Raw genomic sequence first — 21,526 nt, 5'->3', positions numbered from 1 at the left:
GCGCCCCCGAGCTCTACGATGAGACCGTGACGGAGGACGTGATGAATCGGTGATGCAGTGGATCGCGGTGGCTCTAGCACTGAGCTCGGCGGTGTGCCTCGCGCTCGGTACGCAGACGCAATCCGTGGCGGTCACCGGGCACACCGAGGGACCGTTGACGCCGCGGGGGCTGTGGCCCCTCGTGCGCAATCTACGCTGGCTCAGCGGACTCGCGCTGCTGGGCCTCGGAACGGTGCTGAACGTCGCGGCGCTCTCGCTTGCGACCGTGACCGTGGTGCAGCCCATCGGGGTGATCGCACTCGTCATCACCACGCTGTTGCACGCCCGGCACCGCCACCTGATCATCAACCGTGGCACGTGGCTCGCCGTAGCCCTGTGCAGCGTGGGTGGAGCCACGTTCGTGGTGTGCGCCGTGATCGGGACGGATCCCACCCACGTACCCGGAACGCGTGCCGAGAACACGGTGGTCGCCCTGCTTGTGGGCCTCGTGGTGCTCATCGGTGTGTGCGAGCTATTCGTGCGCCGGCACCGGATCAGCATGTTCTACGTCTTGGGAGCGGGGCTCCTCTACGGCTTCGTGGCCGTGCTCGTCCGGTTGACCGCCACCACCATCACGTCCAGCGGGTTCGCGGACATCCGGTGGACCAGCGTGCTCATGATCGTGGTCGCCGCCGCGCTGGGCGGGTGGATGGTGCAGTGCGCGTACTCGTGCGGACCACCGGATCTCGTGATCGCCGGGCTCACCGTGGTGGACCCCATGGTGGGTGTGGCCCTGGGTCTCGTGGTCCTGGGAGAGGCCGGTGACTCCTTCACCGGGGCACTCGGCACGGCCATGGGGCTCGCGGGTCTCGTTGCTATAGTCGGCGTGGTCGTGCTCTCGCGACACCACCCCGAGGTCCTGCAACGCCGGGCGGCCGCACGCGCCCAGCAGGACGCGGTGACCAGCGGGGCGGTTGCGGACACGGCGACACCCCGACGAACCGAACGCGCCACCGATCGCTGATCCCCCTACGGAACACAAGGCCTTGAGAATACTGATCACCGCTGAGACCTATCCGCCCGACATCAACGGTTCCGCGCAGTTCGCCCGCCGCCTCGCGCGCGGCATGCTGGAACGGGGTCACGAGGTCCACGTCGCAGCACCCATGCCCACGAGCGGCCCGTCCCGGATCATGGACGACGCCGGGGTGACCGAGCACCGGTTCCGTTCCCACCACGCGTTCACCCACCCCTACTTCCGGTTGTGCTTCCCGTGGGAGATCGTGCGAGAGGTCGCGCGGTTGTTCGACGACGTCCGCCCGGACGTGGTCCACGTCCAGTGCCACTACATCCTGGGCCGGCTCGTGGTCCGTGAGGCCGTGCGCCGTGGTGTCCGGGTCGTGGGGACCAATCACTTCGTCCCCGAGAACATCGAGCCATTCCTGCCGTTCCCGCAGTGGTTCGTGCGCGGCTACCGCAAGGTCTCGTGGTGGGACATCGCCCGCGTGTACGGCCGCTGCGACGTCATCACCGCGCCCACGCCGCTCGCGGTGCGCACCATGGTCGACAACGGTGTCCCCGATCGGGCGATCGCGGTGTCCAACGGGATCCAGGCCGGTGACTACGAAGCCGCCGCGGGGGAGCAGATCGAGCACCCGGACCACCCGATCGTACTGTTCTGCGGACGCCTGGCCGTGGAGAAGAATGTGGACGAACTCATTGAGGCCGTGGCCCTGATCCCGCGGGAGAAGAACGTTCACGCCGAGATCGTGGGGGAGGGGGAACAGCTGGACCGGCTCGTGAAACTCGCACACGAACACGGTGTCGCGGACCGGGTCCACTTCCTGGGGTTCCTCACGGACGAGCAGCTACGCACGGCCTACCTCCGCGCGGACGTGTTCTGCCAGCCCGGGACAGCGGAACTGCAGTCCCTCGTGACGCTGGAGGCCATGAGCGCCTCGACCCCCGTGGTGCTCGCCAACGCCCGCGCGCTGCCCCACCTCGCGGACGAGGGGCGCAACGGGTACCTCTTCTCCCCGGGCAATTCCGGGGACCTCGCGACCAAGCTGCAACTGGTCCTCGATGCCCCGCCCGAACAGCGGCGGGCCATGGGCGAGCGCAGCCGGGACATGGTGTCCCGCCACTCCTTCGCCAAGACACTGGATACGTTCGAGCGGCTCTACACCGGCGCGCAGTCGTGACGGGCCCTGCGGCGCCGCGCATGCGGTAGCGTAGGGCGGCGACCTCGACATCCGTTCGCGGTCGCACAGGGGGCGGTAGCTCAGCTGGTCAGAGCAGAGGACTCATAATCCTTTGGTCGTGGGTTCAAGCCCCACCCGCCCTACAAGACATGCCACGCCGGCTCACTGTGGTCTCACTCACCGGGGACCGGCAACAACACCGACGGCCGCAGGTCCGCCACGAATTGCAACGGGTTCACGTACTCCCCGTTCTCCCGCACACCCCAGTGCACCGCATCCCCGCCCGGGCCGTGGCCGGGAGTGGCCACGTTGGCGATCACCTGCCCCCGGGTCACCCGGTCACCCACTCGCACGGACGAGGACACCGGCTCGAATGAGGACTTGTGCCCCTCGCCATGGTCCACCGTGAGGACCTCCCGGTCCACGACGACACCCACGAAACTCACGACCCCGTCCTGCGGTGCACGTATGGGTGTGCCCGGGGGAGCGTGTAGATCCACACCCCGGTGGCCGGGCAGCCACTTCTGTGCGGGAGCCTCGAAATGCCGGCTCACCGACGGGCGCGGGGACACGGGCCAGGCCCAGTCGGGAGAGGCCCACGCCGCGGGGTGGGCCAGCAGCGAGCCAAGCGCGAGGACCGCGGCCATCACAGCGCAGTACACGGCGTGGTGCGGGGACCGTCCGGGTGGGCGTGCGGGAATCGGCGGGTGCGCGGGAATGGGTGGGACCGTTGGAACGGGTGGGCGAGGAGGAATGGGCGGGGCGGCGTCGTCGTGACCGGAGGAACACATGACGACAGCGTGCGGCAGCCCGGTCCGAAGGGGCGGGGAGGCGCTCCGATGTGGAGCGAGGACGCCGCGCGATGCTGTATCCTACAGGGTGCAGTCACTCTGCCATTGGTCCACCGTGCCCGCTCGCGGGTGCGCGCCGATGCGGGATGGCTGACTTCGCGCGCGAGGGAACCCACGGCGGACATGGTCCGCCCGGGTGCGTGGTCCTCGGTCCGAGGCCCCGGTTACCGGGTGGTCGCGGTATGGAACCACGGGAGCCTGCTCCACGAGTAGGACTCACGAATCGCGCCAGGGACCGGCACGGCCGGTCGACAACCGTAAACACCGAGACGGCCCGCGGGCCGTCCATTATTCATGAGGAGACGACATGCCTGTCGTTACCATGCGCCAGATGCTCGACAACGGCGTCCACTTCGGCCACCAGACCCGTCGGTGGAACCCGAAGATGAAGCGCTTCATCTTCACCGAGCGCAACGGCATCTACATCATCGACCTGCAGCAGTCGCTGGGCTTCATCGACAAGGCCTACGAGGCCGTCAAGTCGACCGTGGCCCACGGCGGCACCATCCTCTTCGTCGGCACCAAGAAGCAGGCGCAGGAAGCGATCGCCGAGCAGGCGACCCGCGTGGGCATGCCCTACGTGAACCACCGTTGGCTCGGTGGCATGCTCACCAACTTCCAGACGGTCTCCAAGCGGATCGACCGCATGAAGGAACTGGAAGAGGTCGACTTCGACGACGTCGCCGGCTCGCAGTACACCAAGAAGGAATTGCTGCTGCTGCGTCGCGAGAAGGAGAAGCTGGAGCGCACGCTCGGCGGCATCCGCAACCTCACCAAGACCCCGTCCCTGGTCTGGATCGTGGACACCAAGAAGGAACACCTCGCGGTGGACGAGGCGCAGAAGCTCGGCGTGCCGATCGTCGCGATCCTCGACACCAACTGCGATCCGGACGAGGTCGCGTTCCCGATCCCGGGTAACGACGACTCCATCCGCTCCGTCTCACTGCTCACCCGCGTGATCGCCGACGCCGTGGCCGAGGGCCTCATGGAGCGCAACAACGGCAAGTCCAACGCCGCCGAGGAGCCCATGGCCGAGTGGGAGCGCGAGCTGCTGGAACAGCACAAGGAGCAGACCGCCGAGCAGGCGGCCCCGGCCGAGCAGGCCGCGCCCGCCGCCGAGCAGCCCGCCGAGACCGAGCAGAAGGACGCTCCCGCCGCCGAGTAAGGCCGGTGAGCGAGTTCACCTTCCATTCTTCCCGGTGACCCATCGTGGTGACCGGAACCGTGCCGGGCGTCCTGAGGCGTCCGGCACGGACGAACCGACAACAGAGGAGTTCACATGGCGAACTACACCGCTGCCGACATCAAGGCCCTGCGCGAGCGCACGGGTGCCGGGATGCTGGACGTCAAGAAGGCCCTGGACGAGGCCGACGGTGACGCCCAGAAGGCCCAGGAGATCATCCGCGTCAAGGGCCTCAAGGGTGTGACCAAGCGCGAGGGTCGCTCGACCGCCGAGGGCATCATTGTGGCCCGCACCGAGAACAACGTGGGTTACATGGTCGAGGTCAACTCCGAGACCGACTTCGTGGCCAAGTCCGCCCCGTTCGTGGAGTTCGGCAACAAGGTGCTCGACGCCGCCGTGGCCTCCGACGCCGCGGACCTCGAGTCCCTGCTGGCCGCCCAGGTGGACGGCAAGACCATCTCCGATCTCGTGACCGAGACCGGTGCGCTGTTGGGCGAGAAGGTCGTCGTGCGTCGTGTGGCCCGTGTCGCCGGTGACCACGTGGCCGTGTACCTGCACAAGACCTCCAAGGACCTGCCCGCCCAGGTGGGTGTCCTGCTGGCCGTGTCCGGTGCTGACGCCGAGACCGCCGCGCACGACGTTGCCGTGCACATCGCCGCGATGTCCCCGTCCTTCCTCTCCGAGGAGGACGTCCCTGCGGAGACCGTGGAGAACGAGAAGCGCGTCGCGGAGGAAACCGCTCGCAACGAGGGCAAGCCCGAGAAGATCATCCCGAACATCGTCCAGGGTCGCCTGAAGGGCTACTACAAGGACGTCGTGCTCGTGGACCAGGACTTCGCCAAGGACGCCAAGAAGTCCGTGGGCCAGGTGCTGTCCGAGGCCGGCGCCACCGCCACCGCGTTCGCGCGGTTCCGCGTGGGGGCCTGAGCACCCGTTCGCGGGGTCCCGCGTGCGCCGAGCACGTGAGGCCCACAGCGACGTCTCGACGGGAGACCGTCGCGCGTCCCGCACTGAAGCGGCGGGGCACCACTGGGGGACCGGGGGTGCCCCGCCGCTTCTGTATGCTGGAGGGCGGTCTGCCACGGGCGGGCCGCCTCATGACCACGAATCGGCCCCCGGGAGGATCCATGCCCAGCATCATCGAATCGGAACCCCAGGACGAGGCCCTCGGCGGGGACCGGCAGCTGCGGCGCACCGAACCGGCGCGTCGCAGGGTCCTGCTCAAGCTCTCGGGCGAGGTCTTCGGTGGCGGCAGCGTGGGCGTGGACACCTCGGTGGTGCGTGAGATCGCCGAGCAGATCGCCGCGACCGTGGGCCGCGTGGAGACCTCCGTGGTGGTCGGCGGCGGCAACTTCTTCCGCGGCGCGGAGCTCTCCCAGGCCGGGATGGACCGTTCGCGCGCCGATTACATGGGCATGCTGGGCACCGTGATGAACTGCCTGGCGCTGCAGGACTTCCTGGAGCAGTGCGGCGTGGACACGCGCGTGCAGTCCGCCATCAAGATGGAGCAGGTAGCGGAGACCTACATCCCCCGCCGCGCGATCCGCCACATGGAGAAGGACCGCGTGGTGATCTTCGGTGCGGGTGCGGGCCTGCCCTACTTTTCCACGGACACCGTGGCCGCGCAGCGCGCCCTGGAGGTGCACGCGAGCGAGGTCCTCATGGCCAAGAACGGTGTGGACGGGGTCTACACCGCGGACCCGCGTAAGGACCCGGACGCGCAGCGTCTCGCGAGCCTCACATACGACCAGGCAATCGCGCGCGACATCCGCGTGATGGACCAGACCGCGTTCGCGCTGTGCCGCGACAACAACGTGACCATGCGCGTGTTCGGCATGGAGGGAGCGGGCAACGTGACCCGCGCGGTGCTGGGCGAGGAGATCGGGACCCTGGTCACCCCGTAAGGTCTCGCGGGCCGTCGCATCGCGCGACCAGCCGCCCCCTGCCCGTTAGAGTGGGGAGAACGAACCGTCGCCACCGGCGTCAGTACCGCCGGCCGGCCAGCTCATAAGGAGAAACACCCGTGATTTCAGATGTCCTCTCGGATGCCACGACCAAGATGGGTAAGGCGGTGGACGCCGCCAAGACGGACTTCTCCACGGTTCGTACCGGCCGGGCCAACCCGGCGCTGTTCTCGAGCCTGCTCGTGGAATACTACGGCACGCCCACCCCGCTGCAGCAGCTCGCGTCGTTCCAGACCCCCGAGGCCCGCACCCTGCTGATCACCCCCTACGACCGCAGCGCTCTCAACGACATCGAGAAGGCCCTGCGGGACTCGGACATCGGCGCGAACCCCGCCAACGACGGCAACGTGATTCGCGTGGTCATGCCCGAGCTCACCGAGGAGCGCCGCAAGGAGTACGTGAAGATCGTCTCGAACAAGGCGGAAGAGGGCCGGGTGTCCGTGCGCAACGTGCGCCGCCACGCTAAGGAGGCCATCGAGAAGCTCGTCAAGGACGGCGAGGTCGGCGAGGACGACGGCAAGCGCGGCGAGAAGGACCTGGACGCTGCGACCAAGAAGCACATCGACCAGATCGACGATCTGCTGAAGAACAAGGAAGCCGAACTGCTCGGCGCCTGATGGCATCGGCTGATTCCCCCGGCTCCCCGCACCGCGACACCCGCCCGCCGTCTCCCGCCCCGGCGGGGGAGCAGGGGCGGGCGCACGACCCCCTGGTCACCACGGGCTCGCTGCGGCAGGTCCTCACCCGCCCCTTACAGCGCAGCACCGAGCACAAGGCCCCCTCGCGGGCGGGCCGTAACCTCCCGGCCGCCGTGGCCGTGGCCGTCGTGCTCATCGGCGCGCTCGTCACGGGACTGTTCTTCGTCCCGCTCGTACTGGCCCTGCTGGCCGGGACCGCGGCGGGTATCGGGGTGTGGGAGATCGCGCGGTCACTGACCTACAAGGGCGTGCAGATCCCGCAGGTCCCCGCGGTGATCGCGGCGGTGCTCATGCCGCTCGCGGCGTTCTTCGGCGGGGCGGAGGCGCTGTCCATGGCGCTCGTGCTCGCCGTGACGCTCGTGGTGGTGTGGCGGGCCTTCGGGCCCAAGCAGGGGATGATGCTGTCCATCATGGGCTCGGTGTTCGCGCTCGTGTGGGCCTCGTTCCTGCTGAGTACGGCGGTGCTGCTCTACCATTCCCCGGACGGACCCCACAAGGTCCTCACGATCATCCTGCTGGCCGTCAGCTCCGATACCTTTGGCTACGCGGTGGGGGTCGTATGGGGCAAACACCCCATGGCCCCCAAGATCTCTCCCAAGAAGTCGTGGGAGGGTTTCGCCGGATCCGTGGGCGGTGCCGTGGTCGTGGGCGTGCTATGCGCGCTCTTCCTCGTGAAGATGCCGTGGTGGCAGGGCGCGGTCCTGGCGGTCGCGATCGTCGTCGTGGCCACCGTGGGCGACTTCTCCGAGTCCATGATCAAGCGGGAGATCGGGATCAAGGACATGGGGACGCTGCTGCCTGGTCACGGCGGAGTGATGGATCGCATCGACTCCATCGTATTCGCCGTGATCACCGGCTACGTGATCTTCGAACTGTTCACCGTCCTGGGGTGACGCGGTCGCGGGCCGACCGCCCGCGCGCCCGGGACGCACGGACGCCGCCCCTCGCGGGTCGCGTCCCGGCCGTGGAAGGGCGGGTATGAGTACTCAGCAACGTTTCGATCGCCTCGGCGAGCGGGCCTGGGGTTACGACCCCGCCCAGGTGGACGACTTCCTGGACCGCCTCGCCGCGGTCATGCATACGACGACGCCGCCCGCCCCCGGTGGCCACGCGGACCCGGTCGCGGGCCCCGGGACGGTCGCTGAGCCGGTCGTTGACCCGGCCGATGTCACGGACCCCGTCACCGCCGAGGACTCTGCTGCATCCGCGGACACCGCCGGGGCGACCGACGCGGACCGTGAACCCGAGAGCGTGGAGGCGGCGCAGCGGCGTCGTCGGCTGGGCAGCCGGCAGGTGCGCGAGCGCGTGTTCGACCGCGTCGAGGGCGGTTACGACCCCGGAGCGGTGGACGCCCACCTGGACGCCGTGGAGGACGAGCTGTTCGCGCGCGAGAAGGCCGCGTTCGTGGCCGAGCACGGCGCCCGGCACTGGGAGGAGCACCTGGAGCTGTTGGCCGGGCTGTTGCTGGGGCGGCTCAACCGCCCGCACGGTGAACGCTTCCGCCGGCCGAGTTCGCACCGCACGCTGGGCTACGCGGCGGCGGACGTGGACGTGCTGTGCGACCGGCTCATGGACGCGTTGCGCGGTGAACCCGAGGTGGACCCGCGGCTCGTGAGGACGGCGGTCTTTCGATCCGCCCAGGGTCAGCGCAGCTACGAGGAACAACAGGTGGACGCGTTCCTGGACCGGGCCGTGGAGTTCGTTCTGGCCATGCGGCCGTAGCGGCGCGCCATGACGCTGAATGTATACACAGATCGATCAAAATTGTAAAGTGGGCTAACCAAACCGCGGATTTCAGGGGTTTTTCGACGTTGTGACGGATATGTCTTGTGTCATTGGATACACAGTGCGTACTGTGGTGAGCATCACACAAGGAGGCACACATGGCGTCCACGCCCCCTGTCGACCCCAACGGTTCCACGGCAACCCAGGGCATCGACTTCCCCGCGGTCCAACGTTCGCACGAGTTCCAACGGCTGCGCTCGACCCACCGATCCTTCGTCTTCCCCCTGGCCATCGCGTTCCTGGTCTGGTACCTGCTCTACGTGGTCCTCGCCATCTATGCGCCGGGCTTCATGTCCACGCGGGTCGTGGGCAACGTCAACCTGGGTCTGATCCTGGGTCTGCTGCAGTTCGTCACCACATTCGGGATCACCGCCGCGTACGTGAGTTTCGCCAACCGCAAGCTCGATCCGCAGGCCACCGCGTTGCGTGAGGACCTCGAATCCACTTCCGGCCACCGGGCCGACGACCACCAGGAGGCCCGGCCATGATCGCCGTCCCCGCCCTCTCGACACCCGCGGTGCACCTGGCGGAGACCGCCACGTCCACCGTGGGCAACCCCGCGATCAATATCTCGATCTTCCTGGCGTTCGTGCTCGTGACGCTCGTGGTCGTGATCCGGGCGTCCAAGTCCACCGCCACGGCCGCGGACTACTACGCGGGTGGGCGCTCGTTCTCCGGGACCCAGAACGGTCTGGCCATCGCGGGTGACTACCTCTCCGCGGCGTCGTTCCTGGGCATCGTGGGCGCGATCGCCCTGCAGGGCTACGACGGGTTCCTGTACTCGATCGGCTTCTTCGTCGCGTGGCTCGTGGCCCTGCTACTGATCGCCGAGCCGCTGCGCAACACCGGCAAGTTCACCATGGCGGACGTGCTCTCGTTCCGATTGCGGCAGAGGCCCGTGCGGGTCGCGGCGTCCATCTCCACCCTGGCCGTGACGTTCTTCTACCTCCTGGCGCAAATGGCCGGGGCGGGGGCCCTGGTGTCCCTGCTGCTGGGGATCGGCTCCCGGGCCGGGCAGTCCCTGGTGATCGTGATCGTGGGCGTCATCATGATCGTCTACGTGCTCGTGGGCGGCATGAAGGGCACCACATGGGTGCAAATCATCAAGGCGTGCCTGCTCGTATCCGGCGTCGCCGTGATGACCGTGTGGATCCTGGTCTTGTTCGGGTTCAATTTCTCGACCATGCTCGGCGCGGCCGTGGAGACGAACAACAACCCCGCGATGCTTGATCCCGGACTGAAGTACGGCGTGAGCGAGATCTCCAAGCTGGACTTCATCTCGCTGGGTCTGGCCCTCGTCCTGGGCGCCGCCGGCCTGCCGCACGTGCTCATGCGCTTCTATACGGTGCCCACCGCCAAGGAGGCCCGCAAGTCCGTGGTTTGGGCGATCACTCTGATCGGCTTGTTCTACCTCTTCACCCTGGTGCTCGGGTTCGGTGCGGCCGCGCTGATCGGTGCGGACCGGATCAAGGGCGCGCCTGGTGGTGTGAACTCGGCGGCTCCGTTGCTCGCGTACGAACTCGGCGGGTCCATCCTCATGGGTCTGATTGCGGCGGTCGCGTTCGCCACGATCCTCGCCGTGGTCGCCGGTCTGGCCATTACGGCCTCCGCGTCCTTCGCACACGACATCTACACGTCCGTGATCAAGAAGGGCACCTCGGACCCGCGTCAGGAACTGCGGGTGGCCAAGACCACCGTGGTGGTCATCGGCCTGATCTCGGTCGCCGGCGGCATTGGCGCGCAGGGTCAAAACGTGGCGTTCCTCGTGGCCCTCGCCTTCGCGGTGGCGGCCTCCGCCAATCTGCCCACCATCCTCTACTCACTCTACTGGAAGCGCTTCACCACGCGCGGCGCGGTATTGTCCATGTACGGCGGGCTGATCATCTCCGTGGTGCTCATTATCTTCTCCCCGGTGATGTCCGGATCGGAGACCTCCATGATCCCCGGCGCGGACTTCGCGTTCTACCCGCTGTCCAACCCCGGCATCATCTCGATCCCGGCGTCCTTCCTGCTCGGTTTCCTGGGCTCGCTCAGCGAGCGCCGGCCGGAGGACCCGCGCAAGCAGTCCGAGATGGAAGTGCGTTCCCTCACGGGAGTGGGAGCGGAGAAGGCCGTCTCGCACTGACCTGGTTCACCGCCCCTTGACACGGCCGCCGTGTCCGGTTTCATCCGGACGCGGCGGCCCGTGTAGCGTTGGTGTCTGGTACTACACTGTGAACCAGTTCGCTGACCACATGCGGTTGCGGAACACCGCAAACGCGCACAACGAGAACCAGAGGTGGAGAAATGGGCATCATTAGCTGGATCATCCTCGGTCTGATCGCCGGCGCGCTCGCCAAGCTGATCCTTCCGGGCAAGCAGGGTGGCGGGATCATCGTCACCATCATCCTCGGCATCGTGGGGGCCTTCCTGGGCGGCTGGCTGGGTAGCTTCATCCCCGGCCTGAGCGACGGGATCAACAGCTTCAGCATCGGCACGATCATCACGTCCGTGATCGGCGCGATCATCGTGCTGCTCATCTACGGCGCCGTCGTCGGCCGCCGTCGCTGAATCATCTGCGGGTCCTGAACGGGCCTTCCACACAAGGGCGTCACCTCCGGGTGGCGCCCTTGTCGTATCTCCCGTGTCGTGCGTCCGGAGTCGTGTGCTCGGTGTCGTGCGTGCGGGGTGCGGCGCTCACGCGATACTGGGGTCATGACTTCCTCCACCGGCATGACCCCCGATCTCGACTCCGCCACCCGGCAGGCCCCCCGGCGCCTCGTGATCCTGGGGTCCACGGGATCCATCGGGACGCAGGCGCTCGACGTCGTGTCCGAGGCCGCGGGGCTGCGCCGGCCCGTCTGGGATGCCACCCACGAGCCCTTCGAGGTCGTGGCGCTCGCCGCGGGCGCGGGTCACCTCGAGCTGCTCGCTCAGCAGGCCGTGACGTTCGGTGTCCGTGCGGTGGGCACGAGCGGTACGGCGGACGACGCCGCCCGGTTGCGTGAGCTGATCGCGGACCGGTCACGCGCGGCGTCATCGGCGGCACCCGAGGTCCTGTATGGGCCGGACGCTGCAACCCGGATCGCGCAGTGGGAGGATTCGGACCTCGTGCTGAACGGGATCACCGGGAGCATCGGGCTCGCACCCACCCTGGCGGCGCTGGGAGCGGGTCGGCGGGTGGCGCTCGCGAACAAGGAGTCCCTGATCGCGGGCGGTCCGCTCGTGTTGCGCGCCGCGGTGGACACGGGCCTCCAGGACGCGCTGATCCCCGTGGACTCCGAACACTCGGCGATCGCCCAGGCCCTGCGCTCCGGGACGGCCTCCGAGGTGCGCCGGCTCGTGCTCACGGCGTCCGGCGGACCGTTCCGCGGCATGACGCGCGAGCAGCTCACGCGGGTGACACCCGAACAGGCCCTGCAGCACCCCACGTGGGACATGGGGGTCATGGTCACCACGAACTCCGCGACCATGGTCAACAAGGCACTGGAGGTGCTCGAGGCGAGCCTACTGTTCGACGTCCCCCTGGACCGGATCGACGTCACCGTGCATCCGCAATCGGTCGTGCACTCCATGGTGGAGTTCGTGGACGGATCCACCCTGGCGCAGGCGTCCCCGCCGGACATGCGCCTGCCCATCGCGCTCGGAATCGGCTGGCCCCACCGCGTGACCGGCGCCGCCGCGGGGTGCGACTGGACCCGGGCCGCACAGTGGACGTTCGAACCGCTCGATTCGCAGGCGTTCCCCGCCGTGGAGCTCATGAAGCACGCGGGTTCGCGCGGCGGGACGTGGCCCGCGGTGTTCAACGCCGCCAACGAGCAGGCCGTGCACGCGTTCCACCGCGGGGCGCTCGGCTTCACGCAGATCGTGGACATGGTCGAGCGTGTGCTGGAGGATCACGACGGCGTCACGCGGCCCACCCTCGAGGACGTCCTGGGGGCGGAGGAGTGGGCCCGGGCCCGCGCGGACGAACGTATCGCCGGGATGGCATAGGGCCCTTCCTGCGGTCGTCGGCCCATGGCAGGGCCGTGCTAGAATTCCGGGTGGATGACGAGATCCGGCGCGTAGCTCTGGCTGGCCGGACGGCAACCCTCTCCCGTAGCGGGGTGCCCCAGATGACCATCCGGTCGCGGTTGCAACAGATCACGGCAAGTGCGGTTCCCCGGAAATCAGCACGTGCCCGTCCCGTGAGCCCTCATCCAGGGGGGACTGTTCGCCCCGCGAGTCCCCGTCACAGAACCCTGGAAAGGCATGATCATGCGAACCAAGCGTTTGATTCCCGTCGTGTTGGCCACCACCCTGGGCCTCACCCTCACCGCGTGCGGCGGCGGCTCCGACAACTCGGACCCGGCCGCGGACGGCAAGATCACCGTCGGGATCGTGGGCTCGACCCCCGTGCAAGACGCGTTGAAGCAGGTCGCCGCGGACAACGACATCACGGTCGAGTACGTGGACTTCAGTGACTACAGCCAGCCGAACCCCGCTCTGAAGAGCGGTGACATCGACATGAACTGGTTCCAGCACATCGCGTACCTCGCCGATTACAACAACAACTCCGGGGACACCATCACTCCCGTGGGCTCCACGTCCATCTTCCCGCTGGGGCTGTACTCCAAGAGCGTGAAATCCGTGGGCGACTTCAAGCAGGGTGACGAGATCGCCGTGCCGAACGACTCGATCAACCTGTCCCGCGCCTTGAACCTCTTGCACCAGCAGGGTCTCGTGGAGTTCACCAAGGACACGATCGCCCCCACCGAGCAGGACATCGACACCGCCAAGTCCAAGGTCACGGTCCGCCCGGTCTCCGCCGAGCAGACCGTGCTGTCCATGGACTCCGTGGCCGCCTCCGTGGTCAACAACGACTTCCTGGACCGCGCGAACATCGATCCCAAGTCCGCGCTGGCTCAGGACGATCCCACCGCGGACAGTGCCAAGGTGTACGACAACCTCTTCGCCGCGACCGAGGCGAACGCGGACAACGAGACCCTGAAGAAGGTCGCGAGCTTCTACTACGACGACAAGGTCCAGGACGCGGAGAAGACCGAGACCAAGGGCACCGCAGTGCCCACCAAGGTGGATCAGCAGGAGCTCAAGGACTTGCTGGCCCGCTACTCGCAGGACCTCAAGGAGCAGACCAAGTGAGCCCGTCCGCCACGGCGGACACCCTGGTCAGTTTCCGGGACGTGAGCAAGGTCTTCGTCACGGGGTCCAAACGCCGCCCGCACACCGTGACCGCGGTGGACTCCGTGGACCTGGACATCCGCCGCGGTGAGATCTTCGCGGTGATCGGCTACTCGGGGGCGGGCAAGTCCACCCTCGTGCGGCTGATCAACGGCCTGGAACCGATCTCGTCCGGGACGCTCGAGGTCGCCGGTAGCCGTGTGGACGGGCGCAGCGAGTCCCAGCTGGCGCCCATCCGCCGCAAGATCGGGATGATCTTCCAGCAGTTCAACCTGTTCACGTCACGCACCGTGGCGGGCAACATCGAGTACCCGCTCAAGCGTGCCGGGTGGAAGCCCGAGGAACGCAAGGCGCGGGTCGCGGAACTGTTGGAGTTCGTGGGCTTGACCGAGCGCGCCGGGAACTACCCCGAGCAGCTCTCGGGTGGTCAGAAGCAGCGCGTGGGGATCGCCCGCGCGCTCGCGAGCAATCCCGAACTGCTGCTCGCGGACGAGTCCACCTCGGCGTTGGACCCGGAGACCACCCAGGAGGTACTGGGTCTGCTCAAGCGCGTCAACCGTGAGCTGGGGATCACCATCGTGTTGATCACCCACGAGATGGACGTGGTGCGGGCCACCGCGGACCGCGTGGCCGTGATGGACAGCGGTCGTGTGGTGGAGACCGGGACCACCGCGGAGGTCTTCGCCCACCCGCGGGCGCAGACCACGCGCAAGTTCGTCTCCTCGGTCACGCGCACCGTGCCGCGCGCGGACGAGATCGAGAAGCTGCGCCGGGAACACCCCGGGCGGCTCGTGCTGGTGGACGTCACCGACCAGAACCAGATCGGGGACGTGCTCTCGGACGCCGCCCGTGACGGTGTCAGCTTCAACATCGCCTTCGGGGGGATCTCCATCCTGCAGTCACAGTCCTTCGGAACGCTCACGCTGTCCCTGACCGGTTCGGACGAGTCCGTGGACCGCGCCGTCGAGAGTCTGCGCGCCGTCACCACGGTGCGGGAGGTGAGTGAGTGATGGAGTGGTCTGCTCTGGGCCCGCAGTTGCTGGACGCAACCGGGCAGACGCTGTATATGGTCTCCGTGACCCTCGTGCTGGCCGGGCTCATCGGCCTGGCCGTGGGCATGGGGCTCTACGTGACCCGGCGGGGCAGCATCCTGGAGAACGGTCCACTGTTCACCGCGCTGAACCTCCTGGTGAACTTCGTGCGTCCCATCCCGTTCATCATCCTGCTGGCCGCCCTGGGTCAGGTCACGGAATCGGTCGTGGGCACGCGCCTGGGCCCCAACGCCGCGATCTTCACCATGACCATCGGCGCTACGTTCGCGGTGGCCCGCATCGTGGAGCAGAACCTCATGACGGTGGATCCCGGGGTGATCGAGGCCGCGCGGTCCATGGGGGTCTCGCGCTGGAAGATCATCACCACGGTGATCCTGCCGGAGGCGCTCGGCCCGCTCGTGCTGGGGTACACGTTCCTGGTCATCGGCATCACGGACATGTCCGCGATGGCCGGTGCGATCGGTGCCGGCGGTCTGGGTGACTTCGCGTTGCGCCTGGGCTACCAACGCTTCAACGACCAGGTCACGTGGGCCGCAGTGATCGTGATCATCATCCTGGTCCAGCTCGTGCAGTTCTTCGGCAACTGGCTCGCGCGCAGGATCATGCGCCGCTGACGCTCACGCGCCCCATACCATGGCGACGCCGCCCCCGGAACATTCCGGGGGCGGCGTCGTGTTCGGCGCATCACGTGCGGCTGTAGCACGTGGGAGGAGTGGGGCACAATGGACAGTGCAACATCGCGGGGCGCGCGTCACGGGCCCCGGACGCCACTTCCTTGGGAGGCAATTCGTGACCTCGGTCAATCTCGGTATGCCCGCCGCGCCCCAGCCGGTGCTCTCGCCCCGGCGCAAGACCCGCCAGATCCAGGTGGGTTCGGTGGGTGTGGGGTCGGAGCACCCGATCAGCGTCCAGTCGATGACCACGACCCCCACCACGGACATCAACGCCACGCTGCAGCAGATCGCCGAGCTCAACGCCGCCGGTTGCGACATCGTGCGCGTGGCGTGCCCGTCCCAGGACGACGCCGACGCCCTGCCCATCATCGCCATGAAGTCCCCGATCCCGGTGATCGCGGACATCCACTTCCAGCCCAAGTACGTCTACGCCGCGATCGACGCCGGGTGCGCCGGTGTGCGCGTGAACCCGGGCAACATCCGCAAGTTCGACGACCAGATCGAGGGCATCTCCCGTGCGGCGGAGGCCGCGGGCGTGTCCATCCGGATCGGCGTGAACGCGGGCTCCCTGGACAAGCGCCTGCTGCAGAAGTACGGCAAGGCCACCCCGGAGGCGCTCGTGGAGTCCGCCGTGTGGGAAGCCTCGCTGTTCGAGGAGCACGACTTCCACGACTTCAAGATCTCCGTCAAGCACAACGACCCCGTGACCATGGTGCGCGCCTACCAGTTGCTCGCCGAGCGCGGGGACTGGCCGCTGCACCTGGGTGTCACGGAGGCCGGCCCGGCACTGCAGGGCACCGTCAAGTCCGCGACCGCCTTCGGCATCCTGCTCGGTCAGGGCATCGGGGACACCATCCGCGTGTCCCTGTCCGCGCCTCCGGTCGAAGAGGTCAAGGTGGGCAATCAGATCCTGCAGTCGCTTGGGCTGCGCCCGCGCAAGCTCGAGATCGTCTCGTGCCCCTCGTGCGGGCGCGCGCAGGTGGACGTCTACAAGCTCGCCGAGGAGGTCAACGAGGGCCTGGCCCACCTGACCGTGCCGCTGCGCGTGGCCGTGATGGGCTGCGTCGTCAACGGCCCGGGGGAAGCCCGCGAAGCGGACCTGGGCGTGGCCTCGGGCAACGGTAAGGGCCAGATCTTCGTGCGCGGTGAGGTCATCAAGACCGTTCCCGAGGACCAGATCGTGGAGACCCTGCTCGCCCAGGCCAATGAGATGGCCGAGAGCATGGAATTGGACGAGAACGGCCAGCCGGTCGAGGGTGCGCCGGTTGTGACCGCCGGGTGATCCTGCGCCGCGCCCCGCGGGTGCTCTCACCCGCCGCCGTGAACCAGTCGGCACTGGACCGCCTGCTGGCGCGGCACGCGGTGTCCGGGGTGTTCGTCGCGGCGCACGTGGCCCGGATCCGGGCCGCCCGCGGTCGGCGGCAGCCGCCCGTGATCGGTGTGGTGGACTCCTCCGGCGAGCTCGTGGGCGCGTGCTGGGCGGGAACCAACGTGGTACCCGTGGTGCTCGACGAGACCGGGACGGACCTCGTCGCGGACGTCCTGGCCCGCGGCGGCCCCCGCTTCGCCTCGTTCTTCGGTCCCGCCGATCCCGTGCTCGGACTGTGGGAAAGATTGCGGGACACGTGGCCCGAACCCTTCGACGTCCGTCCCGTGCAACCGCTGCTCGTGATGGACCGTGATCCCGCACCCGGGTTGTTCACGGGGCCCGCCCGCGATGTGCGATGGGCGCAGGACGAGGACTTCCCTCGCGTGCTGCCCGCGGCCGCGGCCATGTTCACCGAGGAAGTGGGGTACTCCCCCTTCACCACCGGGGCGGAGGGTTACCGCCAGCGAGTGCGCTCCCTCGTGCGCGATCGCAGGACCGCGGTGCTCACCGACGAGCACGGCACCGTGATCTTCAAGGCGGACATCGGGTCGCTGCACGGGTCCGTGTGTCAGATCCAGGGTGTGTGGGTGGACCCCGAGCACCGGGGGAGGGGACTGGCCGTGCCGTGTATGGCCGCGACCGTGGCGCTCGCCCGGCAGTATGTCCCGACCGTGAGCCTCTACGTGAACTCGTTCAACGCACCCGCCCTGGCCACATACCGCCGAGTGGGTTTCCGGCGGCACGGGGATTTCGCCACGGTCCTCCTGTGAGCCCCCGGGCCCGGCGTGCGCCGGTGCCGCGCAGCGATAGACTCGCGGGGATACCCGCCGCTTCGATCGATCCCTTCACGGGTGGATAGGATCCCTTCATGCCCCTTCGCCTGAGTTCCTTGTTCCTGCGCACGCTGCGCGAAGACCCCGTGGACGCAGACGTGGACAGCCACAAGCTCCTGGTGCGCGCCGGGTACATCCGCCGCGCGGCGCCCGGGATCTACACGTGGTTGCCCCTGGGGCTGAACGTCCTGGGGAAGGTCGAGCGGATCGTGCGCGAGGAGATGAACGCGATCGGCGCCCAGGAGGTGCACTTCCCGGCGCTGTTGCCGCGCGAACCCTACGAGGCCACCAACCGCTGGACCGAGTACGGTGAGAACCTCTTCCGGCTGCAGGACCGCAAGGGCGCGGACTACCTGCTCGCGCCCACGCACGAGGAGATGTTCACGCTGCTCGTGAAGGATCTCTACTCGTCCTACAAGGACCTCCCGGTCTCGCTGTACCAGATCCAGACCAAGTACCGGGACGAAGCCCGCCCCCGCGCGGGTCTGCTGCGCGGGCGGGAGTTCATCATGAAGGACTCCTACTCGTTCGACATCGACGACGCGGGGTTGGACGAGTCCTACGCCAAGCACCGCGCGGCGTACGTGCGGATCTTCGAACGCCTCGGCCTGCCGGTCGTAGCCGTGTCCGCGACCTCGGGGGCCATGGGCGGATCCCGGTCCGAGGAGTTCATGCACCCCTCGTCCGTGGGTGAGGACACCTTCGTGCGCTCGGCTGGAGGCTACGCCGCGAACGTGGAGGCCGTGACGACGGTGGTCCCGGAGCCAATCGACTACGCGGACGCTCCCGCGGCCCAAGTGCACCGTACCCCCGCGAGCCCCACGATCGAGACGCTTGTGGAGCGCTCCAACGAGTTGCACCCCCGCGAAGGCGAGCCGTGGACCGCCGCGGACACGCTCAAGAACGTCGTGCTGTCCGTCTCGTTGCCCGGTGGTAAGCGTCAGCTCGTGGCCGTGGGCGTTCCCGGGGACCGCGACGTGGACCTCAAGCGCGTGGAAGCCGGGATCGGTGAGGCCCTCGGACAGGGCGGTGAACTCGAGGTCGCCGCCGCGACCGAGGACGAGCTGCGTGCCGTGCCCGAACTCGTCAAGGGCTACATCGGTCCGGGTCTGAGCCGCGACGACGCCCTGCTCGGTTCCGAGTCCCGCACGGGCATCCCGTACTTCGTGGACCCCCGCGTGGTGCCGGGCACCTCGTGGATCACCGGCGCGAACGTGGCCGAGACCCACGTCTACCACCTGGTCGCCGAGCGCGACTTCTCGTGGGACGGCACCCTCGAGGCCTGCACCGTGCGTGACGGGGACCCCGCACCGGACGGTTCCGGGCCCCTCGAGATCGCGCGTGGCATGGAGATGGGCCACGTCTTCCAGCTCGGGCGCAAGTACGCCGATGCCCTCGGGCTCAGGGTGCTGGACAGCAACGGCAAGCTCGTGACCGTGACCATGGGCTCCTACGGTGTGGGCGTGACCCGCGCGCTCGCGGCCGTGGCGGAGTTCTACCACGACGACAAGGGCCTGTTGTGGCCGCGCGACCTCAGCCCCGCGGACGTCCACGTGGTCGCCACGGGCAAGGGCACGGAAGTGCTCGAGGCCGCGGAGGAGATCGTCGCGCACCTCGAGGACGCCGGGATCAGCGTCCTGTTCGACGACCGTCCCAAGGTCTCCCCGGGTGTGAAGTTCGGCGACGCCGAGCTGCTGGGCGTACCCACCGTGCTCGTGGTGGGCCGCGGGCTCAAGGACGGGATGCTCGAGCTCAAGGACCGCCGCAGCGGGCAGTCCCGGGACATCGCGCGCGAGGACGTGGTTGTCGAACTCACCGCCGAACTGCGCGGATCGGACACCCCCGCGGACGACACCCTGTAGTCCCGGCCCGGGTGTTCCGTCATGGACCTGTCATCCCTCGCGGGCTCCGGTCTGGACTCCGCCGCCTCCGGCTTCGTCGTGCTGCTGGTGCTCACCGGTTTCGCCGCGGGGTTCATCGACGCCGTGGTGGGCGGTGGAGGGTTGCTCCAACTGCCCGTGATGCTGCTGATACCGGGCATCACCCCGGTCCAGGCGCTCGCGACGAACAAGATGGGCTCGGTGTTCGGCACGACCACGTCCGCGGTGACGTTCTACCGTCGCGTCCACCCGGACCTGCGCACCGCGCTGCCCATGGCCGTCGTGGCCCTCGTCGCGTCGGGGGCGGGTGCGGCCGTGGCCGCCGCACTCCCGGCCGCGGTGTTCAAGCCGATCATCGTGCTCGCGCTGATCGCCGTGCTCGTGTTCACGGTGGCCAAGCCGTCCATGGGTCAGCTGACCGCGCTGCGACACACCGGCGCGCGGCACTACGGACTGGCTGTCGCGCTGGGCGCCCTGATCGGTTTCTACGACGGCGTCATGGGCCCGGGAACGGGGTCGTTCCTGATCATCGGGCTCGTATCGTTACTGGGCTACAGCTTCCTCGCGGCGAGCGCGAAGGCCAAGATCGTCAACCTGGCCACGAACATCGGCGCCATCGCGGTCTTCGCCGCGCACGGTTCCGTCCTGTGGGGGCTGGGTCTCGTGCTCGGGCTCAGTAACATGGCCGGTGGTTACATCGGCGCACGCACCGCGGTGGCCCGGGGCAGCGCGTTCATCCGCGTGGTCTTCTTCACGGTGGTCACGGTGTTAATCGCCAAGCTCGGGTGGGACGTCCTCACGGGTCGCTGACCGGCGCGTGCGCCGCGCGTCAGTTCCTCCCCGGCAGGGCGGGCACCGGGTGTTCGGGGTCCAGGTGCTGCGCTGCGACGGCCGTCTCCAGCAGCCCCGTGAGCAGCCAGTCCCGGTCCTCGGGCGACGACGACCCCACGGCGGACACGAGCGCGGCGCTCGCCTCGCGCAGTGTCCCGCCCACCGCTCGGGTGGGGTCCTCCGCGAAGCCGGCGGGCAGGACGTGACCGCCCGCGACGGGTGCGGGATCGCACGACAACATCGGAGTCACCGCCGGCTCACGCAGCGTGGCATCGAGCGTGTCCGTGACCGCGTCCATGGTGCCCCTCTGTGCGGCGTCGGCCGGGATCCGCGCAGCGGCCGCCTCGGCGGTGAACCGCGCACGGTCCAGGGCCGTGACCGCGGCGAGCTGCGCAGGTTCGCACGACGACGCCGCGTCGTCGTCGGTGTCCCCGCCGTCCCCTTCCTCGGTGGGTACTTTCGATGCCGCTCCGCTGACAGGGCCGTCACCGTCCCGTTCCCCTGCGGATCCGTCCGACGTTGCGGGGGAACCCGGCCCCGAACCCGCCTCGCTCTCTTCTGTTCGGCGTGCGGTGGGGTCCGCGCCAGCCGGCAGTGGCTCCGCCGCCCACCACGACGCCGCGACGCTCGCGGCGGTGGCCGCCAGCTCCCCGTTCGGCGAGGTCCTGGCGACGTCCTCGAGCCGGGCTGCGGCGTCGGCCAGTGAACTCGGCGGGACCCCGGTACCGCGTGCCTCGAGGTGGCGGGCCTGGGAGGGAGTTGCCGCCGGACCGAACGCGGCCTCCTGATCCGCCAGGACGGCGTCGGGAAGGACCGAGGGATCGGGGTGCAGGTCTGTGCGCACGGAGGCGACGGTCGCGCGCGCGCCGAGGCGTGCGTCGTCGTCGTCGGACAACGAACGCCAACGAGCCCACGAACCCGCGGCGAGCACGAGCACCAGGATTAGGGTGAGCGCCACGGCCAGGACGCGCCAGGCGCTGGCGGGGGGTGCGGGCGGGCGAGAACTCACGAATTCCTCCGGGGGACGGGTCTGTTCCATGATAGGGAGCAGCACGCAGGACGAACG

Annotated in this window: 21 protein-coding genes, 1 tRNA gene and 1 riboswitch; of the genes, 20 read left to right on the top strand and 2 right to left on the bottom strand. The window is 68.6% G+C overall.

All coding sequences use genetic code 11. The features are described 5' to 3' along the window. The first annotated feature begins 52 nt into the window (after window positions 1–52). The 3 genes from Q9R22_RS00370 to Q9R22_RS00360 all read left to right on the top strand — a co-directional run bounded on the left by Q9R22_RS00370 (window position 53) and on the right by Q9R22_RS00360 (window position 2,323). Complete coding sequence (locus Q9R22_RS00370; RefSeq protein ID WP_131333221.1) at window positions 53–1,003, top strand: DMT family transporter; 951 nt, start codon at window positions 53–55, stop codon at window positions 1,001–1,003. 22 nt (window positions 1,004–1,025) lie between these two features. Next, entirely contained in the window at window positions 1,026–2,180 is a 1,155-nt protein-coding gene (locus tag Q9R22_RS00365) for a glycosyltransferase (RefSeq protein WP_131333220.1), read from the top strand. Between the two features lie 69 nt (window positions 2,181–2,249). After that, window positions 2,250–2,323 (top strand) — tRNA-Ile (locus Q9R22_RS00360). 30 nt (window positions 2,324–2,353) lie between these two features. On the opposite strand, the gene Q9R22_RS00355 is transcribed toward Q9R22_RS00360, so the two are convergent. After that, window positions 2,354–2,827, bottom strand: coding sequence for a M23 family metallopeptidase (locus Q9R22_RS00355; protein ID WP_085106656.1), 474 nt, complete (start codon window positions 2,825–2,827; stop codon window positions 2,354–2,356). A 511-nt stretch (window positions 2,828–3,338) separates the two neighbouring features. Between Q9R22_RS00355 and rpsB the strand changes: the two genes are divergently transcribed. From rpsB to Q9R22_RS00270, 17 genes are all read left to right on the top strand, one after another. After that, window positions 3,339–4,196, top strand: coding sequence for a 30S ribosomal protein S2 (rpsB, locus tag Q9R22_RS00350; protein WP_085106657.1), 858 nt, complete (start codon window positions 3,339–3,341; stop codon window positions 4,194–4,196). A 114-nt stretch (window positions 4,197–4,310) separates the two neighbouring features. After that, window positions 4,311–5,141, top strand: coding sequence for a translation elongation factor Ts (tsf, locus tag Q9R22_RS00345; protein ID WP_085106658.1), 831 nt, complete (start codon window positions 4,311–4,313; stop codon window positions 5,139–5,141). Window positions 5,142–5,341: 200 nt separating this feature from the next. Further along, window positions 5,342–6,118 (top strand): UMP kinase, encoded by a 777-nt coding sequence (pyrH, locus tag Q9R22_RS00340; protein WP_064845980.1) that lies wholly within the window; start codon window positions 5,342–5,344, stop codon window positions 6,116–6,118. 119 nt (window positions 6,119–6,237) lie between these two features. Beyond that, window positions 6,238–6,795 (top strand): ribosome recycling factor, encoded by a 558-nt coding sequence (frr, locus tag Q9R22_RS00335; protein ID WP_035963538.1) that lies wholly within the window; start codon window positions 6,238–6,240, stop codon window positions 6,793–6,795. Further along, window positions 6,795–7,769, top strand: coding sequence for a phosphatidate cytidylyltransferase (locus Q9R22_RS00330; RefSeq protein ID WP_098053311.1), 975 nt, complete (start codon window positions 6,795–6,797; stop codon window positions 7,767–7,769). Before frr ends, Q9R22_RS00330 begins: the two co-directional genes overlap by 1 nt. An 85-nt stretch (window positions 7,770–7,854) precedes the next feature. Beyond that, a complete protein-coding gene (locus Q9R22_RS00325) occupies window positions 7,855–8,598 on the top strand; it encodes a DivIVA domain-containing protein (protein ID WP_131333219.1) in 744 nt (247 codons plus the stop codon). Between the two features lie 161 nt (window positions 8,599–8,759). Beyond that, on the top strand, window positions 8,760–9,149 hold the full coding sequence (locus tag Q9R22_RS00320; protein ID WP_085106661.1) for a DUF485 domain-containing protein: 390 nt from the start codon (window positions 8,760–8,762) through the stop codon (window positions 9,147–9,149). Continuing rightward, window positions 9,146–10,786, top strand: a complete 1,641-nt coding sequence (locus Q9R22_RS00315) for a cation acetate symporter (RefSeq protein WP_064845976.1) — start codon at window positions 9,146–9,148, stop codon at window positions 10,784–10,786. The genes Q9R22_RS00320 and Q9R22_RS00315 overlap by 4 nt, the downstream gene beginning before the upstream one ends. A 161-nt stretch (window positions 10,787–10,947) precedes the next feature. After that, the gene (locus Q9R22_RS00310) at window positions 10,948–11,211 is read left to right on the top strand and encodes a GlsB/YeaQ/YmgE family stress response membrane protein (protein WP_035963529.1); all 264 of its coding nucleotides are present in this window, start codon (window positions 10,948–10,950) and stop codon (window positions 11,209–11,211) included. 162 nt (window positions 11,212–11,373) lie between these two features. Next, window positions 11,374–12,633 (top strand): 1-deoxy-D-xylulose-5-phosphate reductoisomerase, encoded by a 1,260-nt coding sequence (gene dxr, locus Q9R22_RS00305; protein ID WP_165489853.1) that lies wholly within the window; start codon window positions 11,374–11,376, stop codon window positions 12,631–12,633. Between the two features lie 53 nt (window positions 12,634–12,686). After that, window positions 12,687–12,801: riboswitch (SAM riboswitch) on the top strand. 96 nt (window positions 12,802–12,897) lie between these two features. After that, window positions 12,898–13,782 (top strand): MetQ/NlpA family ABC transporter substrate-binding protein, encoded by an 885-nt coding sequence (locus tag Q9R22_RS00300; RefSeq protein WP_064845993.1) that lies wholly within the window; start codon window positions 12,898–12,900, stop codon window positions 13,780–13,782. After that, window positions 13,779–14,831: a methionine ABC transporter ATP-binding protein gene (locus Q9R22_RS00295; protein WP_311253927.1), complete on the top strand. Its 1,053-nt coding sequence runs from the start codon at window positions 13,779–13,781 to the stop codon at window positions 14,829–14,831. Before Q9R22_RS00300 ends, Q9R22_RS00295 begins: the two co-directional genes overlap by 4 nt. Next, on the top strand, window positions 14,831–15,487 hold the full coding sequence (locus tag Q9R22_RS00290; RefSeq protein WP_035963525.1) for a methionine ABC transporter permease: 657 nt from the start codon (window positions 14,831–14,833) through the stop codon (window positions 15,485–15,487). Before Q9R22_RS00295 ends, Q9R22_RS00290 begins: the two co-directional genes overlap by 1 nt. A 175-nt stretch (window positions 15,488–15,662) precedes the next feature. Beyond that, window positions 15,663–16,829, top strand: coding sequence for a flavodoxin-dependent (E)-4-hydroxy-3-methylbut-2-enyl-diphosphate synthase (gene ispG / locus Q9R22_RS00285; protein WP_035963522.1), 1,167 nt, complete (start codon window positions 15,663–15,665; stop codon window positions 16,827–16,829). Beyond that, the gene (locus tag Q9R22_RS00280; protein WP_131333217.1) at window positions 16,826–17,686 is read left to right on the top strand and encodes a DUF4081 domain-containing GNAT family N-acetyltransferase; all 861 of its coding nucleotides are present in this window, start codon (window positions 16,826–16,828) and stop codon (window positions 17,684–17,686) included. Before ispG ends, Q9R22_RS00280 begins: the two co-directional genes overlap by 4 nt. Before the next feature lie 98 nt (window positions 17,687–17,784). Then, window positions 17,785–19,611, top strand: a complete 1,827-nt coding sequence (locus Q9R22_RS00275) for a proline--tRNA ligase (RefSeq protein WP_131333216.1) — start codon at window positions 17,785–17,787, stop codon at window positions 19,609–19,611. Between the two features lie 21 nt (window positions 19,612–19,632). Next, complete coding sequence (locus tag Q9R22_RS00270) at window positions 19,633–20,439, top strand: TSUP family transporter (RefSeq protein ID WP_131333215.1); 807 nt, start codon at window positions 19,633–19,635, stop codon at window positions 20,437–20,439. A 19-nt stretch (window positions 20,440–20,458) separates the two neighbouring features. On the opposite strand, the gene Q9R22_RS00265 is transcribed toward Q9R22_RS00270, so the two are convergent. Next, complete coding sequence (locus Q9R22_RS00265) at window positions 20,459–21,469, bottom strand: hypothetical protein (protein WP_131333214.1); 1,011 nt, start codon at window positions 21,467–21,469, stop codon at window positions 20,459–20,461. Window positions 21,470–21,526: the final 57 nt, after the last annotated feature.

Source organism: Kocuria sp. PD6 (genome assembly GCF_031844145.1).
GTDB classification, from domain to species: domain Bacteria; phylum Actinomycetota; class Actinomycetes; order Actinomycetales; family Micrococcaceae; genus Kocuria; species Kocuria marina.
The sequence above is the reverse complement of the archived record's forward strand: the minus strand, read 5'-3'. Positions and strand labels throughout refer to the sequence as shown.